15 protein-coding genes and 1 other RNA gene are annotated in these 15,209 nt (G+C 61.1%); 7 read left to right on the forward strand and 9 right to left on the reverse strand.

Features of this window, described 5'->3' with window-relative positions; all coding sequences use genetic code 11:
• The 6 genes from EKK30_RS04330 to EKK30_RS04355 all read left to right on the forward strand — a co-directional run bounded on the left by EKK30_RS04330 (position 1) and on the right by EKK30_RS04355 (position 6,518).
• A complete protein-coding gene (locus EKK30_RS04330) occupies positions 1-684 on the forward strand; it encodes a MotA/TolQ/ExbB proton channel family protein (RefSeq protein WP_290980815.1) in 684 nt (227 codons plus the stop codon).
• Positions 684-1,136: a biopolymer transporter ExbD gene (locus EKK30_RS04335; RefSeq protein WP_290980818.1), complete on the forward strand. Its 453-nt coding sequence runs from the start codon at positions 684-686 to the stop codon at positions 1,134-1,136. Before EKK30_RS04330 ends, EKK30_RS04335 begins: the two co-directional genes overlap by 1 nt.
• A gap of 17 nt (positions 1,137-1,153) precedes the next feature.
• Positions 1,154-1,876 (forward strand): energy transducer TonB, encoded by a 723-nt coding sequence (locus EKK30_RS04340; protein ID WP_290980821.1) that lies wholly within the window; start codon positions 1,154-1,156, stop codon positions 1,874-1,876.
• Positions 1,877-2,043: 167 nt separating this feature from the next.
• Positions 2,044-2,925: a HAMP domain-containing sensor histidine kinase gene (locus EKK30_RS04345; RefSeq protein WP_290980823.1), complete on the forward strand. Its 882-nt coding sequence runs from the start codon at positions 2,044-2,046 to the stop codon at positions 2,923-2,925.
• Positions 2,926-2,937: 12 nt separating this feature from the next.
• On the forward strand, positions 2,938-4,902 hold the full coding sequence (locus EKK30_RS04350; protein WP_290980826.1) for a DUF87 domain-containing protein: 1,965 nt from the start codon (positions 2,938-2,940) through the stop codon (positions 4,900-4,902).
• A gap of 170 nt (positions 4,903-5,072) precedes the next feature.
• The gene (locus EKK30_RS04355; protein ID WP_290980829.1) at positions 5,073-6,518 is read left to right on the forward strand and encodes a mannose-1-phosphate guanylyltransferase/mannose-6-phosphate isomerase; all 1,446 of its coding nucleotides are present in this window, start codon (positions 5,073-5,075) and stop codon (positions 6,516-6,518) included.
• Between the two features lie 45 nt (positions 6,519-6,563).
• On the opposite strand, the gene pssA is transcribed toward EKK30_RS04355, so the two are convergent.
• From pssA to EKK30_RS04400, 9 genes are all read right to left on the reverse strand, one after another.
• Positions 6,564-7,508, reverse strand: a complete 945-nt coding sequence (pssA, locus tag EKK30_RS04360) for a CDP-diacylglycerol--serine O-phosphatidyltransferase (protein ID WP_290980832.1) — start codon at positions 7,506-7,508, stop codon at positions 6,564-6,566.
• A gap of 114 nt (positions 7,509-7,622) precedes the next feature.
• Entirely contained in the window at positions 7,623-8,336 is a 714-nt protein-coding gene (locus tag EKK30_RS04365; RefSeq protein WP_290980835.1) for a phosphatidylserine decarboxylase, read from the reverse strand.
• Positions 8,337-8,382: 46 nt separating this feature from the next.
• The gene (locus tag EKK30_RS04370; RefSeq protein ID WP_290980838.1) at positions 8,383-9,846 is read right to left on the reverse strand and encodes a Do family serine endopeptidase; all 1,464 of its coding nucleotides are present in this window, start codon (positions 9,844-9,846) and stop codon (positions 8,383-8,385) included.
• 129 nt (positions 9,847-9,975) lie between these two features.
• Positions 9,976-10,161 (reverse strand): DUF2065 domain-containing protein, encoded by a 186-nt coding sequence (locus EKK30_RS04375; protein ID WP_290980841.1) that lies wholly within the window; start codon positions 10,159-10,161, stop codon positions 9,976-9,978.
• Positions 10,158-11,057 (reverse strand): protease modulator HflC, encoded by a 900-nt coding sequence (locus EKK30_RS04380; protein WP_290980844.1) that lies wholly within the window; start codon positions 11,055-11,057, stop codon positions 10,158-10,160. The genes EKK30_RS04375 and EKK30_RS04380 overlap by 4 nt, the downstream gene beginning before the upstream one ends.
• A 2-nt stretch (positions 11,058-11,059) precedes the next feature.
• Positions 11,060-12,268 (reverse strand): FtsH protease activity modulator HflK, encoded by a 1,209-nt coding sequence (gene hflK / locus EKK30_RS04385; RefSeq protein WP_290980847.1) that lies wholly within the window; start codon positions 12,266-12,268, stop codon positions 11,060-11,062.
• Positions 12,269-12,509: 241 nt separating this feature from the next.
• A complete protein-coding gene (locus tag EKK30_RS04390) occupies positions 12,510-13,034 on the reverse strand; it encodes a dihydrofolate reductase (RefSeq protein WP_290980850.1) in 525 nt (174 codons plus the stop codon).
• Between the two features lie 97 nt (positions 13,035-13,131).
• The gene (locus EKK30_RS04395; RefSeq protein ID WP_290980853.1) at positions 13,132-13,926 is read right to left on the reverse strand and encodes a thymidylate synthase; all 795 of its coding nucleotides are present in this window, start codon (positions 13,924-13,926) and stop codon (positions 13,132-13,134) included.
• Positions 13,927-13,963: 37 nt separating this feature from the next.
• On the reverse strand, positions 13,964-14,722 hold the full coding sequence (locus tag EKK30_RS04400; RefSeq protein ID WP_290980856.1) for a CPBP family intramembrane glutamic endopeptidase: 759 nt from the start codon (positions 14,720-14,722) through the stop codon (positions 13,964-13,966).
• A gap of 216 nt (positions 14,723-14,938) precedes the next feature.
• On the opposite strand from EKK30_RS04400, the gene ssrA reads away from it, so the two are divergent.
• Positions 14,939-15,209, forward strand: a transfer-messenger RNA (tmRNA) gene (ssrA, locus tag EKK30_RS04405); the annotation flags it as partial.

Raw genomic sequence — 15,209 nt, forward strand, 5'->3', positions numbered from 1 at the left:
ATGACTGCCCTCTTTTTGATGTCCGAAGAAATCGCTTCCAAGGATCTCTCGATCCTCGGGCTCTTTCACCATGCCGATATCGTCGTGAAGTGCATCATCGTCGGCCTGCTGATGGCGTCCGTCGTGTGCTGGGCTCTCGCGTTCGAGAAGTTCGTGCGCGTCTGGATGCTCAATCGCGAGATTGGCGTTCTGGAAACCAGCGGCCAATCGGCCAGCATTCCGAAAGCCCGGGCCGGAAGCCTCATCGGCGCGGTTGGCGATGCCGCGCGCACCGAATGGACGGAAACCGCCAACGACGCTTCGACCGGAGAAGTCCGGGACCGTCTCGAGGTGGCGATGCGCGCCGCCGTGAAGCGCAAGCTAAAAAGTATCGAGAAGGGCTTGCCCTTCCTCGCGACGCTTGGCTCAGCCGCACCCTTCATCGGTCTCTTCGGAACGGTCTGGGGCATCATGAACTCGTTCACTGCCATCGCGCAGCAGAAGGACACGAGTCTCGCTGTCGTCGCGCCCGGCATCGCCGAAGCGTTGTTTGCGACAGCCATCGGCCTCGCAGCGGCCATCCCGGCAGTCATTTTCTACAATCAGATCACGGTGGCGTTGGGACGCGCGTCCGACCGCGTGACCCCGGCCATCGTCACGCTCGCACGCATGATGTCTCGCCGCGGTCTTGAAGGTGTAAACTAATGGGAATGGCGGTAGGCGGCGGCTCCGGAGGCGATGACGGCGACAGCTACAAGCCGCTCGCCGAGATCAACGTCACGCCATTCGTTGACGTCATGCTGGTGCTTCTGATCATCTTCATGGTCGCCGCGCCGCTCATGGTGCAGGGCGTCCCGCTGGAGCTTCCCAAGACGGCCGCTTCCAAGATCGGCGCGCAGAAAAAGCCGATGGTCGTCTCACTTGCACCCGACGGCAAACTCTATATCCGCGACGAGGAGGTCACGCGCGAAACGCTCGTGCCGCGCCTACAGCAGATCAAGACGCAAGAAGGTGATTCCGTCGTCTACGTTCGCGCCGACCGCAAGATCGCATATGGCGACGTGATGGAGCTTCTCGGCCGTGTCGGGGAATCTGGCTACGCGCGAGTATCTCTGCTGTCCCAACCATCTCCCTCGGGAGCGACGGCCAACAACTGACGACGAGACGCGCCGGGATGTACTTGCGAGCCGTAGCCATCATTGTTTCGCTCCTGATCCATGGCGCGATCGGTTACAAGCTGCTGCCCGCCGTCGAGGCAGCCAATGACGTGCAGGCCATCGACATGGGCAAGGGCATGGACATCATGCTGGTCCAGGGCGAGGCATCGAGCGACGGCATATCAAAGGGCGACGCGCAGGAGACCCGGGAAATTCCCGAAGTCGCGGCCATGCAGGCTGCCCCTCCGCCGCCGCCCGAAGAAAAGAAACCTGACGAGTTGCGCGACGTGATCGCTTCGGCTGAAAGCTCCGTCGAGCAACAGGTCGTCAAGACCGAAGAACCGCCACCTCCGCCGGACACGCCTCCGCCACCGCCCGAGACGGCGCAGGCGATCACGCAGCCAGCCCAAGTGGCCGTTTTCGAGGTCCGCAGTTCCGGCCAATCCTCAGGCGGCGATGCCAAAGCGTTCGGCCGCTACATGAGCCAGATCAACGACCGGGTGCAGAAGGCGAAGCGCAATCCCCACGTCATCGCCTCCGGAACCGTCGTGCTGCGCTACACCATTGGTGTCGACGGCCAGCTCCTGTCGAAAGAAGTCGCGACGAGCTCCGGCTCAAAAAGCCTCGACGATGCGGCGGCGGAAGCCCTCGATCGCGCCGCTCCCTTCCCGCCGATCCCGCCTGAAGTCAGCGTCAAGCCGCTCGCCTTCACGCAGCCCTTCAAGTTCATCATGCGTTAGCATTCTCGGAAATGAGCGTGGAAGTCGCCCATTGTAATGCTTCCGAAACCAAGTCTTCCCACGCGGTCCTGCTGAACGAGAGCAGCGGAAGCAAAGATTAACCCAGAGTTAGGCAGTGATCCCTAAATTGTGGCAGGCTACAGTTACCGCGTAGGCTGCGTACGATCATGTTTGGACCTGTCGGACAGGCGAAATCCAGCTCGCTGCTGGATGAGTATTCGTCGCTGCTTAGCGATGCCGTGATGCGCCATCGCGCCCGCGCTGCAGAGCACTCCGCGCGCGTCGAAGCCGAAATCGCCAACAAGATGAAGTCCGAGTTCATCTCGAACATGAGCCATGAGCTGCGCACGCCGCTCAACACCATCATCGGATTTTCCAAACTCCTCGCCGAGCACGAGCAACGCCCGCTCGGCGGCAAGGAAGTCGCTGAATACGGCGCACTCATTCACGATGCCGCCGACCATCTCCTGGCGATCATCAACGACATTCTCGAGATCTCGAAGCTTCAGAGCGGCAAGTACACGCTCGAAAAGCGCCAAACGAACATCGGCGAAATTCTCGCTGGCGCGGTGAAGTCCTATCAGATGATGGCGAGCGAAGCGCACGTCGACTTCAAGACCGACATCGCCCCCGATCTGCCAACCACGCGTGGCGATCCCGCAAAGCTCCGCCAGATCTTTATGAATATCCTCTCCAATGCGATGAAGTTCACGCCGGCAAACGGCATGATCGCGGTGACAGCGCGACCAAGTGCAGACGGCGGCGTTCTCATCGCCATTCGCGATAGTGGTCTCGGCATGAGCGCCGAACAAATCGACATCGCCCTGACCCCATTTGGCCAGGTCGACAGCAGCCGCTCGCGCTGGCGCGAGGGTGCTGGCCTAGGCCTCCCCATTGCGAAAGCGCTGGTCGAGCTTCACGGCGGCCTGCTCGAGCTTCGATCGAAAAAAGGTAGCGGCACTGACGTCGTCATGGCCTTCCCTGCCGATGACAACGTCAACGCTCCTGCTCCGGCCGAGACGCAATCTCACGCAGCCTTAACGCCCTGAACTGGATCCTGAATGCAAGGCTCAAGCACACAGTCTCTCGGCGCGCGCGATCCAGCCGACACCTCCATTGGCCGCATTGTCTCGGTGACAGGTTCGAAGGCGATCGTACTGCTCGACGGCGCAGCCGATATACACCGCCGCAGCCCCAATGGCCGCCCTGAGATGGGAACGCTGCTCGCTGTTGAAACCGCGCGCGCTACGGTGCTGGCAACGGTATCGGCGCTAAGCGTGCCCGTTCCCTCCCAGCGCGATGGCGAAGGCGAAGTCTGGATCGCGGAACTTGGACTGGTCGGCGAGCTGTCGAGTCCTGGCCCCACAAAGGAGCGCTCGTTCAACCGCGGCGTCACAGCCTATCCCGCGCTCGGCGATCGCGTCCGCCTGGCGCTGAAGCCAGAACTCGAAGCGACCTTCTGTGGCGATACCTGCTCGATGGTGCGCATCGGCTCGATCCGTCAGGACTCCAGCATTCCCGCGATGGTCCGGGTCGACGAGCTTCTGGGCAAGCACTTCGCTGTGCTCGGCACGACCGGTACCGGCAAGTCCTGCACGACGGCGCTGATCCTGCGTTCGATCGTGGAGAAGAATCCGGCGGCCCACATCGTTCTTCTTGATCCCCACAACGAATACGCGACGGCCTTCAGCGAGTGGGCGGAAGTCATTTCTCCGCGCAACATGCAGCTTCCGTACTGGCTGTTGACCTTCGAAGAAATCGTCGAGGTTCTTGTCGGCGACGTCGATCGCAAGACCGAGATCGAGGTCCTGCAGGAAATCATTCCCCTCGCCAAGGTGCGTTACAATTCGGGCCGCGCCGGCGCCGAAGTGCAAAGAAAGCTTCGCGGCCTCGGCGATGCCTCGCGCTATACCGTCGACACGCCCGTCCCCTATCGTATCTCCGATCTGATGTCGCTGCTCGATGAGCGGATGGGCAAGCTCGAGAACCGTAGGGATCTCGCACCCTATCGTAGTCTCAAGCACCGCATCGAAACCATTTCGCAGGATGGCCGCTACGCCTTCATGTTCGGTTCGCGCACCGTGTATGACGGCATGGCGCAAGTGCTCGGCCGCATCTTCCGCGTGCCCGTCAACAGCAAGCCGATCACCATTCTCGAGCTGACCGGCATTCCGTCGGAAGTCGTGAACGTCGTCGTCTCCGTCCTGTGCCGTATGACGTTCGACTTCGCGCTCTGGAGCGAGGGACAAGTGCCGGTGACCCTCGTTTGCGAGGAAGCGCATCGCTACGTTCCCCTAAACTCGACGTTAGGTTTCGAACCTTGCAAGCGCGCGATCTCAAAGATCGCCAAGGAAGGGCGCAAGTACGGCGCATCGCTCTGCATCGTCACCCAGCGCCCCGCCGAAATCGATCCTACGATCCTTTCCCAGTGCAACACCGTGTTTGCATTGCGCCTGTCGAACGATCGCGACCAAGCCATCGTCGCCTCAGCCGTTGCCGACACCGGCGCCGGACTGCTCGAATTCCTGCCCTCGCTCGGCCAGCGCGAAGCCATCGCCTTCGGTGACGGCATGGCGCTGCCGGTGCGCATCAAGTTCGATGAACTGCCGAAGCACGCCCTGCCGCGCTCATCGAGCGCAAACTTCTCGCAGAAATGGCAGGCATCACTCGCGGAGGAAGGCTTCCTCGATCAGATCGTCGAGCGTTGGCGCGCATCCGGCATTCCTCCGCAAGGGGACGCGCCGCATCATCTCGCGATGATGGCGGACGCACTCGGAATTCACGCGAACCCCACCGTCGAAGCAGCCCCTCTTCCCGAGTACGCGCCCGAGCCACCGGGCTACCGTGCCGTTACGTCGCCATCGTCGACGACGAGCGCAGCATCAGCTCTCCGCCCGACTGGCTCTCTTGTCCGTCGCGATGTCCCTCACGCTGCCGAACCGGCAGTCAAAGGCGACGCCGGTTCCATGTCGTCCAGCAGCGCACTTCGATCCCTACGCGAAAGACTGACGCGCCCCTCCAATTAAAGTCGATGTCTGCGCGCGCGGAGTGGATTCGCTCGATGCTCTGTGCAAGACTGCCCCATCGACTGCAAAACGATGGGACTTTCATATAGTTGTCGAATTACTGCGCATGCTCTGCGTCATGGAACGCGAGCGCACCCTAAAATAGATCTTGCAGCTCAGAGGTTTTGCTTATGAGTGCCGTTTATCCAGTTATTTTGTCTGGCGGCTCCGGAACGAGGCTCTGGCCGCTCTCGCGGTCGATGTATCCCAAGCAGTTCATTCGCTTCTTCAACGGCCAGGGCTCATCGTTCCTCGGCGCCACGCTCGCGCGTTTACCGCACAGCGCCGGTTTCGAGCGGCCCATCCTTCTCTGCAACAACGATCACCGCTTTCTCGTCCGTGAAGAGATCGAGCGCTCCGGCATCGAACCGCGCGCGATTATTCTTGAACCGATCGCGCGCAACACCGCACCGGCAATTGCGGTCGCCGCACTGGTCGCGCTGCGCGATGATCCGAATGCAATTCTCGCCGTAATGCCTTCCGATCATGTCATCGGCAACGAAGCGCTTTTTGCGGAAAACATCCGCCGCGCCGCCGCCGTTGCAGAAAGTGGAAAGCTCGTCCTCTTCGGCATCACGCCCACGGAAGCTCACACCGGTTATGGCTACATCAAGCGCGGCGGCGATCTTCGCGGCTTCGAGGGCCAAGCCTTCACTGTCGACGGCTTCGCTGAGAAGCCCGACCGAGCCACGGCCGAGCGGTATCTCGCCGATGGCTCGTATTTCTGGAACAGCGGCATCTTCGCCCTCAATGCCAAGAAATACCTGACGGAAGTCGAGCGCTACGAACCGAAGATCCTGGAAGCGGCCCGCGCCGCCCTCGCCGGAGCCAGCGAAGATCTAGGCTTCCTACGCCTCGACAAAAACGGCTTCGCGATGTCGCCCAACATCTCGATCGACTACGCCGTTATGGAGAAAACTCGCGAAGCCGCGATCCTGCCGATGGACGTCGGCTGGAACGATGTCGGCTCATGGTCGTCCCTCTGGGAAATCGCTCCGCGCGACGACAAGGGCAACTTCATCAAGGGTGAAGCCGTCCTGGAAGATACCACCGGCTGCTACGTTCATTCCGAGAAGTCGATCGTCTCCACGATCGGCGTCAACGACCTCATCATCGTCAACACGCCGGACGCCCTTCTGGTCGCCGACAAAAATCGCACGCAGGACGTTTCCAAGATCGTCTCGCGCCTGAAGCAGTCGAACCGGAAGGAGCAGGAACAGCACCTTCGCAACTATCGCCCCTGGGGCTACTTTGAGACGCTGAACATCGGCCCGCGTTTTCAGGTCAAGCTTCTGCACGTCAAGCCCGGCGGCAAGCTGTCGATGCAAATGCACCATCACCGCTCCGAGCATTGGATTGTCGTACAGGGCACCGCGCAGGTATCGATCGGCGAAAAAGAGCAGCTCGTGCGCGAGAACGAAAGCGTCTACATCTTCGCGACGCAATGGCATCGCCTGCAAAATCCGGGCAAGGTGCCCGTCGAGATCATTGAAGTCCAGATCGGCTCATATCTCGGCGAGGACGACATTCGCCGCACAGACGATATCTACAATCGCCAGCCCGAAGAAACGAAATAGCGTCTAAACAGCTGCGCGCTTCGAATGCGCGTGGCGTGCTGAAAGCTACTTCGGCTGGTCGGTCGGCCGGAACGTAACGATGCGCCCGCTCGCCTGCGGGTCCACAGCCGAGGGAGCACCGCCCGATGCCTGTGGTGCCGCCGGAGCCGCCGACGGAGCAGCCATCGCCGAGGCCGTGGCTAATGCGGCGTCGTCTTCGCTCTTGTCTCTGAAGGCGCGCCAGCTCACCGGAATAAATCCGAGATAAACCGCGGTTAGAACGGTCAGCGTCTCGTAGGGATAGGTGAAGAGGAAGGCGACGAGGCCCACCGCGACCACGAATATCGGCAGCACCCATTCGCGTCCGACGCGCTCACCGAGCAGCTTCCCGGAATAGGTCGGAATCGTCGACACCATCATGAACGCGACGAAGACCGTGTAGACGAGCACGATCTTGAGCGCCCACTGCGCTTTCGCCTCTCCCAAACCCAGCTGATCGAGATAGAGCGGCAACAGCACGGCAATCGCCGCCGCCGGTGTCGGCATGCCCATGAAATAGTTCGACTGCCATTTCGGCTTTTCGTCATCCAGCGCAGCATTGAAACGTGCCAGGCGAAGCGCCGACGCCAGCGCGAAGATCATCACGCAGATCCAGCCCGCGCTTTTGAGATCGCCAAGCCCCCAGTTGAAAATGAGGAACGCCGGCGCCACGCCGAAATTGACGAAGTCAGCGAGACTGTCGAGCTCCGCGCCGAACCGCGAGGAAGCTTTAAGCAGCCGCGCAATACGCCCGTCGATGCCATCGAGGCAGGCGGCAAACACGATCGCCGCCACCGCCAGATCGTACCGGCCCTCAATCCCCATGCGGATCGACGTCAGGCCCGCGCATAGTCCAAGCAGCGTGAAGAAGTTCGGCACCAGCATCCGCACCGGAACGCGCCTGTGCCGGAAAAGAGAGCGGCGCCGGCGGCGGCGGGTTTCCGTCTCGATAAAGGGCTCGTCCGTATCCATGAGAGCCTCCTTGGCTCGCGCGCCGGTTGCAAGATAGCCGCTCTGCTTCAATCCCTAAATGTGCCGGGGTCAAGGCTTCGCAGCCATCGAAGCCGCTTTTCCGCAAACAAATGGTTACGCTCGCAACGCCTCGCGCTCGGGCTCGACCGAATGAAGGTCCGCAAAGACCGTCTCTCCGGCGATCGCCCGCTGCCCGACGCTGACCAGCGCCGTCTTCCCCGGCGGCAGGTAAATATCGACCCGCGACCCGAAGCGAATGAGGCCGAAGCGCTGTCCGGCGACCAGCGTGTCGCCGACTTCCGAGAACGTCACGATGCGTCGCGCCACGAGGCCCGCGATCTGCACCACGCCGATGTCACCGTCCGTCGGCGTCTCGATGACGAGAATGCGCCGCTCGTTGTCCTCGCTCGCTTTATCCAGCGCCGCATTGAGAAACTTGCCTGGAACGTACAGCGAGCGGATGATCCGGCCCGCCACCGGCGACCGGTTGATATGGACGTCGAACACCGACAGGAACGTCGATATCCGCACCCGCTCATCCGACCCCATGCCGAGTTCGGCGGGCGGAACGATCTTCTCGATCCCCGAGATTTTGCCATCGGCCGAGGAAACGACGAGCCCCGCACGCAGCGGGGTCACGCGCGGCGGATCGCGAAAGAAGTAGACGACCCAGGCCGTCAGGCCGGCTGCGACCCATCCGAGCGGCGGATAGAGAAAAAAGAACAGCAGCGTCACCGCCGCCGCGATCGCTATGAACTTGTGTCCATCGGGATGCACAGGCGACAGCTGGTCGAAGATGGTATCGAGAATGCTGTGACCCTCGGACACGAATGACCTCCTGAAGTGAACTCAAATTGGGCGCATAGCACGCCGCTTACGACAAGGGTACGGCGACGAAGCGAAGATCGCCCTTCGAATCCTCGATGCGCAGCAGAACCGCTTTGCGACCGGCCTTTTTGACCTTCTCGATGCTCTTTGCGACATCCTCTGGATCGGAAACCGAATCCTGCGCAGCTTCGACGATCACGTCGCCGGGCTTGAGACCCTTGCCCGCTGCCGCGCTTTGCGGATCGACGGCCTCGACCACCACGCCCGTGATCTTGTCGTCCAGCTTGTACTTTTTGCGCAGCTCGTCGTTGAGAGGCGACAGCGTCAGGCCGATGATGGCGGAACCCTTCGGATCCTCGTCGCTCTCATCGCCACTCTTGAGGTCGCTCGCATTGTCGTCGTCATCCTCCAGACGCCCGACCGTGACCTGCGCGTTTTCCTTCTTGCCCTTCCGCAAAAGCTCCATGTCGACGGCCTTGCCGATCGGCGCCTGCGCCACGATCTTCGGCAGACCGCGCATGCTGGTCACATCCTTGCCGTCGAACTTCAAGATCACGTCGCCAGGCTGCAGACCCGCTTTGGACGCTGGACTTTCGGGCGTCACGGCCGCAACGAGCGCGCCGACGTTCTCTTCGAGCCCGAGCGTCTCTGCGATGTCTCCCGTCACGGATTGGATTTTGACGCCGAGCCAGCCCCGGCGAACTTCGCCGTATTGCTTCAGCTGATCGACAACGTTCGCCACGGTATCGGAAGGCACCGCGAACCCGATGCCGATCGACCCGCCCGTGGGCGAAATGATCGCCGTGTTCACGCCGATGACCTCGCCATTCATGTTGAACAGCGGCCCACCCGAATTGCCCTTGTTGATGGCCGCATCGGTCTGCAGGTAATCGTCATAGGGACCGGAATTGATGTCGCGGCTCTTGGCCGAGATGATACCCACGGAAACCGATCCGCCGAGGCCGAACGGGTTGCCGATCGCCATGACCCAATCGCCGACCTCGATTGCATCGGACGAGCCGAACTTGACGTCGACCAGCGGCTTCTTCGGCGTCACCTTCAACAGCGCGAGATCTGCTTTGGTATCGCGGCCGATGATCTTGTCGACCACAAGCTTCGAGCCATCGTGGAAGTTGATATCGATTTCCTCAGCGCCTTCGATGACGTGATTGTTGGTGACGATCAGGCCTTCCTTGCCGTCGATCACGAATCCGGAGCCGAGCGAGGAGATCTTGCGGTCGCCATGCGGAACGCCGCCGCGCTTGTTGAAGAAGTCATCGAAGAAGTCTTCGAAGGGGGCCCCTTTCGGCACCTTCGGCAGCGGTACGCCGGCCGGACCCTTGACCGTCTGCGAAGTGGAAATGTTGACGACCGCATCCGAAAGCCGCTTTGCAAGCGGAGCGACGGAAACGGGACCATACTGAAACTGCTGCTCGGCACGGGCACCCGTCATGGCCGGCATCAGGCTCAGGCCGAAGCCGAAAAGGAGCGCCGCACTTCTCTTGATCATCGCCGAAGAACTCCAAGGCTTGCCGGCCCGAAAAGGCCCGCATTCATGCTAGCTCGCCCAACATGAAAGCGTGAACATGGCAAGGTAGCATAGGTCCAGACAGCGGGGATAAGTTGCTGCCGCCTCGGCTTATCCCCTGGCGAGCCAGACGACAAATACGCCAACGGCCACTGCGGCGACGGCGAAGATCTGTATCCGGCCGTTGGGAAAAGTTGCAATCTCTTCAACGGCCCGCCGAGCCATCTGCGGCGCGGCAGCCCATAAGAGCCCCTCGAGCACGAGGGCGATGCCGATCCCGGCGAGCAGGTCGCTCATTGGGGTGCGGCAGGTTGCGCAGCCGTTGGCGCCTTCCCAGTGGGATCTTCGAAATACCGGAAGAACTGGCTGTCAGGCGACAGCAGCATGCGCGTGTCCTCCGGCTTCAGAGCCGTCGTATAGGCCTGCATCGAGCGGTAGAAGCGGAAGAAGTCGGGGTCCTGCCCGAACGCGTCCGCGAAAATGCGGCTGCGCTCGGCCTCGCCATCACCGCGAATTTCATCCGACTTCTGCGTGGCCGTTGCCTTGATGATGGTCACGTCCTTGTCGGCGTTCGCCTGGATGCGGTTCTTTTCGGCATCGCCCTGAGCGCGGAGTTCCGTCGCCTCGCGAATACGATCAGCGCGCATCCGGTCGTAGACCTTGACGAGGTTCTCTTGCGGCAGGTCCGCGCGCTTGATGCGCACGTCGACAACCTCGAGGCCATAGTCGCGGCCTTCGCTGTTCACCTGCGCAGCGATCTGCTTCATCAGCGACTCGCGCTTGTCTTTGACGACGTCCTGCAGCGTCGCGGAACCCAGCACGCGCCGGATTTCCGATTCGATCAGCGGTCCGACGACCTCACGCACGCGCTCCTCGTCGCGCACGTTCTGATAGAACTTCAAGAGGTTGGTGATGCGATAGCGCGCGTAGGCGTCGACGATCAGACGCTGCTGATCCGATGCCGTGACTTCCTGCTCGGTGGTATCGAGATCGAGAATGCGCTTGTCGAACTTCTCGACCGTATCGATGAATGGCATCTTCCACTTGAGGCCCGGCGTCGTAACAGCCGGAAGCGGTTCGCCGAAGCGCAGGACGAGCGCCTGCTCGTTCTGATGCACGATGAAGGCCGACGAATAGAGCGCCACGGCGCCGATCGCGAGCACTGCCAGGATGAAGGCGAAAAACGAACGCATTGTTATCTCGCTCCATCCGTATCGGTAGATTGCTGCGGATCGGCCGGACGCTTCTGCAGCTGCTCCAGCGGCAGGAATGGCACCACGCCCTGGCCCTTTCCGTTCTGATTGAGAATGATCTTGTCGGCGCCGGAGAGCACCCGCTCTTGCATTTCAAGATAGAGCCGCTCGCGCGTGACGTCGGGCGCTTTCTTGTATTCCTCGTAGACCTTGAGGAAGCGCGCCGCCTGACCCGTGGCTTCCGCCACCGTCTGATCGCGATAGCCTTCCGCCGCCGCAACGATCCGATCGGCATCGCCTCGCGCTCTCGGAATGACCTGATCGGCATACGTCTGCGCCTGCTTGATCAGGGTTTCCTTTTCCTGCGCCGCCGCAGCAACCTCTCGGAACGAGCGGATGACTTCTTCCGGAGGATCGACCTCTCTCAATTGCACCTGGTCGATCTTGATGCCGGCGCCGTAAGAGTCGAGCGTCCTTTGCATCAGCTGTTGCACGGATTCCTGAGCCTTCTGACGCCCAAGCGTCAGAAGCGGCTGCAGGCTGGATTGACCGACGACTTCACGCATCGCGCTTTCGGCGACTTCACGAACGGTGGTCTCGGGCTGCGCGATGTTGAAGAGGTACTGTTCGACGCCGGTCTCGCCGTTTGGTCCGTCCTTGTCGAGCTTGATGCGCCAGAACACGACGAAGCGGACATCGACCACGCTGCCGTCTCCGGTCAGCATCAGGCCGCTGTCACGTCCGCCGATGATGCTCCGGCCGGCCCCGACTTCGATCGTCCGCTGCTGCGTGACCTTCGGCAGGCGCACTTCTTCGATCGGATAAGGAAGACGCCAATGCAGGCCCGGTCCTTCCCAGCGATCGTACTTGCCGAAACGCAGAACGATGCCCTGCTCGTCCGGATTGACCCGGAAGAAGAAACCATAGAAGGCGACGCCCGCTAAAAGCAGCATCGCGATCAGAAAGAGGAAAGACTTCGGCACGCCTCCCGTGAAGCCGCCGCCGCCAGCGCCATTGCCGCCGCCACCACGCATCACCTGACGCATGCGATCTTGGCCGCGGCGAAGAATTTCATCGAGATCGGGCGGCTCCTTGCCGCCGCCACCGCCACCGCCCTGTGGACCCCACGGCCCCTGACCCCAGGGACCGCCGCCCTTGCGGCCGCCGTTTCCCCCGCCGGTGCCACCACCGCCTTGACTACTCCAGGGCATGAATCAGGGCCTCTTTCGCATTTTGAGCTGAAGATTGAGATCGTGCCCCCTGCCTTCCGAGTTGCGGATGGCGTCCTGATGACGCCCGATGTAAGTCCTGCACTGCAAAGGCCTGAGCAACGTTGATAATTCGGATTTTGCGCAGCTTATAGGGCAGGCCCCGGCCGTTCGCAAATTCCGCAGGTTTTGGCTAATCGCAATTTGGGGCGTGGAAGCCTACCTTCAAGGGCGATAAAGCCCTTCAGGCTGCTTGCTTTTGCCGATCGTAAACGAAAAGCGTGGCGCTGTGGTCATCGCGCGGACCCTTTGGCAGCTCCTCACGGCTAGCCTCCCGCCACTCGGCAGTGTCGAGCGGCCCGAAGTGCCGGTCCCCCTCGACGTTCGCGTGAACGCGGGTCAGATAAATCCGATCCGCCACGGGCAAAGTGCTTTTGTAAATTTCCGCGCCGCCGATAACCATGATTTCGTCCACGCCTCGCGTTTTGGCGAGAATGCGGCCGAGGGTCAGCGCATCCGTCACGGACTCGCACGTCGAAACTCCCTCGACCTCGAACGAGGGGTCGCGCGTCACGACGATATTGTCCCGGCCGTCGAGCGGCATGCCGATCGAGCGGAACGTGTTGCGCCCCATGATGATGGGCTTGCCCAACGTCAGGCGGCGAAACGCCTTGAGATCGGAAGACAGCCGCCAGGGCAATCCTCCGTCCCTGCCGATGACGCCGTTTTCGGAAACGGCAACGATCAGAGATAACAGAATATCATTCATCGCCGCCCGCATAGCAACGGCGCGCGAAAGAAGCAAATGCGTCCGCTTGGCGTGACGGCGGTGGAAGCATTTTCCCTCTCCAAGGGAAGAGGCGATCTCAGACCGCCACAGGCGCCTTGATATGCGGCCAGGGGTCGTACGCGCGCAGCTCGAAATCCTCGAATTTGAAATCGAAGATCGACTTTCGCTCGGGATTGATCAGCATCTTCGGCAGCGGCCGCGGCGCGCGTGATAGCTGCAGATCGGCCTGCTCGAGATGATTGAGATAAAGGTGCGCATCGCCGAACGTGTGGACGAATTCGCCGGGCTTCAGCCCTGTCACCTGCGCCATCATCATCGTGAGCAGTGCATAGCTTGCGATGTTGAAGGGCACGCCCAGAAAGATGTCGGCGGAGCGCTGATAGAGCTGGCATGAGAGCCTGCCGTCAGCCACGTAGAACTGGAACAAGCAGTGACACGGCGCGAGCGCCATCTTCGACAGATCGGCTGGGTTCCACGCCGTCACGATGATGCGTCGCGAATCCGGATTGTTCTTGAGATCCGAGACCGCGTTCGAGATTTGGTCGATCGTGCCGCCGTCGGGCGTCTCCCAGCTTCGCCACTGCTTGCCGTAGACCGGACCGAGATTGCCCTCGCTGTCGGCCCACTCGTCCCAGATGCTGACGCCGTGTTCCTTCAGATATTGCGTGTTCGTTGCACCCGCCAGGAACCACAAGAGTTCGACGACGATCGACTTCACATGCAGCTTCTTGGTCGTGACGAGCGGAAAGCCGTCGGCCAGATCGAACCGCATCTGATGGCCGAAAACCGAAAGCGTTCCCGTCCCCGTGCGGTCGGTTTTCTTCACGCCTTCGCTGCGCACGCGGCGCAAAAGATCGAGATACTGCTGCATGAGGTGAGCACTAAGCGATTCTGCTGGGCGCCTTAAGTCATCCCGCCGACAGCGAACTGTCCGGCGTCAGCACCATAAGCGCAATGATGAGGGAGTTGTAGATGCTGTGGCAGACGATGGGCGCGAGCAGGCTGCCGGTTCGCTCACGCAGCCAGGCGAGATATAGTCCGATCAGAGCTATCGCGCCCAAGCCGTATGCCGAATAGTTGGCGTGAAGCAACGCCCAGCAGAGCGCCGAAATCACCATTGCTCCGATGAACCCGAATGGCGAACGCCGTAGCGCTTCAAAGATGAGCCCGCGAAACAGCAACTCTTCAGCCAATGGCGCGCCGACACCGGCCGCTAGCAGAATGAGCCACCAGGTTCGCGATCTCATCATTTCCGCGAACGGCTGAAGATCGTTTCGTAGCGCTTCAGGGTTGAAGAACAGGACCAGCGAAGCAAAGCAGGTCGCGAGCGCTATCAGCGCCACGACGGCCAACGCCAGCGTCCGAAGCCCTCCGCGCGGCATCGAGAAGTTCAGAAGGCTGGATCCCGTTACGCGGCGGCGATACGCGTTGACTAACAAGACACAAATGACCGTCACGGCCTGAAAGGCGAAAAGCGATGCGGCCACGCGTGCGGTAATCAGGCTCTCGATTTCGCCTGCGGCAAAAGCGCGTGGCTCATGGATTTCGCTCAAGACATCGAAAAGAGCGGCCGCACCATGGCCCGCCGCAGTGGCCAGCAAAATGATCGCTATGACGATGATCGTGGTCGCCGCCAGGCCGACCCAGGTCTGAAAAGTGTTCTGCACCGGTCGGTTGTCTCGGCCCCTGCCTTGCGACGAAACGCTCACTCGATAAGGTCTCCGGCCGCTCGGAGGCGGGAACCTCCTGTGGATCATCAGCTTTGCCCGAAGGCTATGCCAAAATATAGCCGACCAAAGAAGAGAGCGGCCCTCAGCCCGGTGCCGCTTGACGTCTCAGTCCGGTTACAGGTTCCTGAGGACGAAACAACGATATCTACTGAAAAGCTTTTTTTCGGACGCGTTGCCCCTTATATTCGTGGTGCCGGTTCTGCCGGCTATGGCGATAAACGCGGTCGTAATAAGCCGATCGGACCCGGGGGCGGTACCCGGCGCCTCCACCATATTCTCCGGGCCTTGCGCCTCCCCTCTGGGGAGCTGACCGTAAGGCCCGGTATTATGGGGGCGAAATAGGATCGACGAAGGCGTAAAGGACTTAGCTTTTGCCCGGCATGATACCACCGTTATCGGGTCATACAGAATAGTTGCCAATGAC

This window comes from Hyphomicrobium sp., assembly GCF_003987855.1.
Classification (GTDB): domain Bacteria; phylum Pseudomonadota; class Alphaproteobacteria; order Rhizobiales; family Hyphomicrobiaceae; genus Hyphomicrobium_B.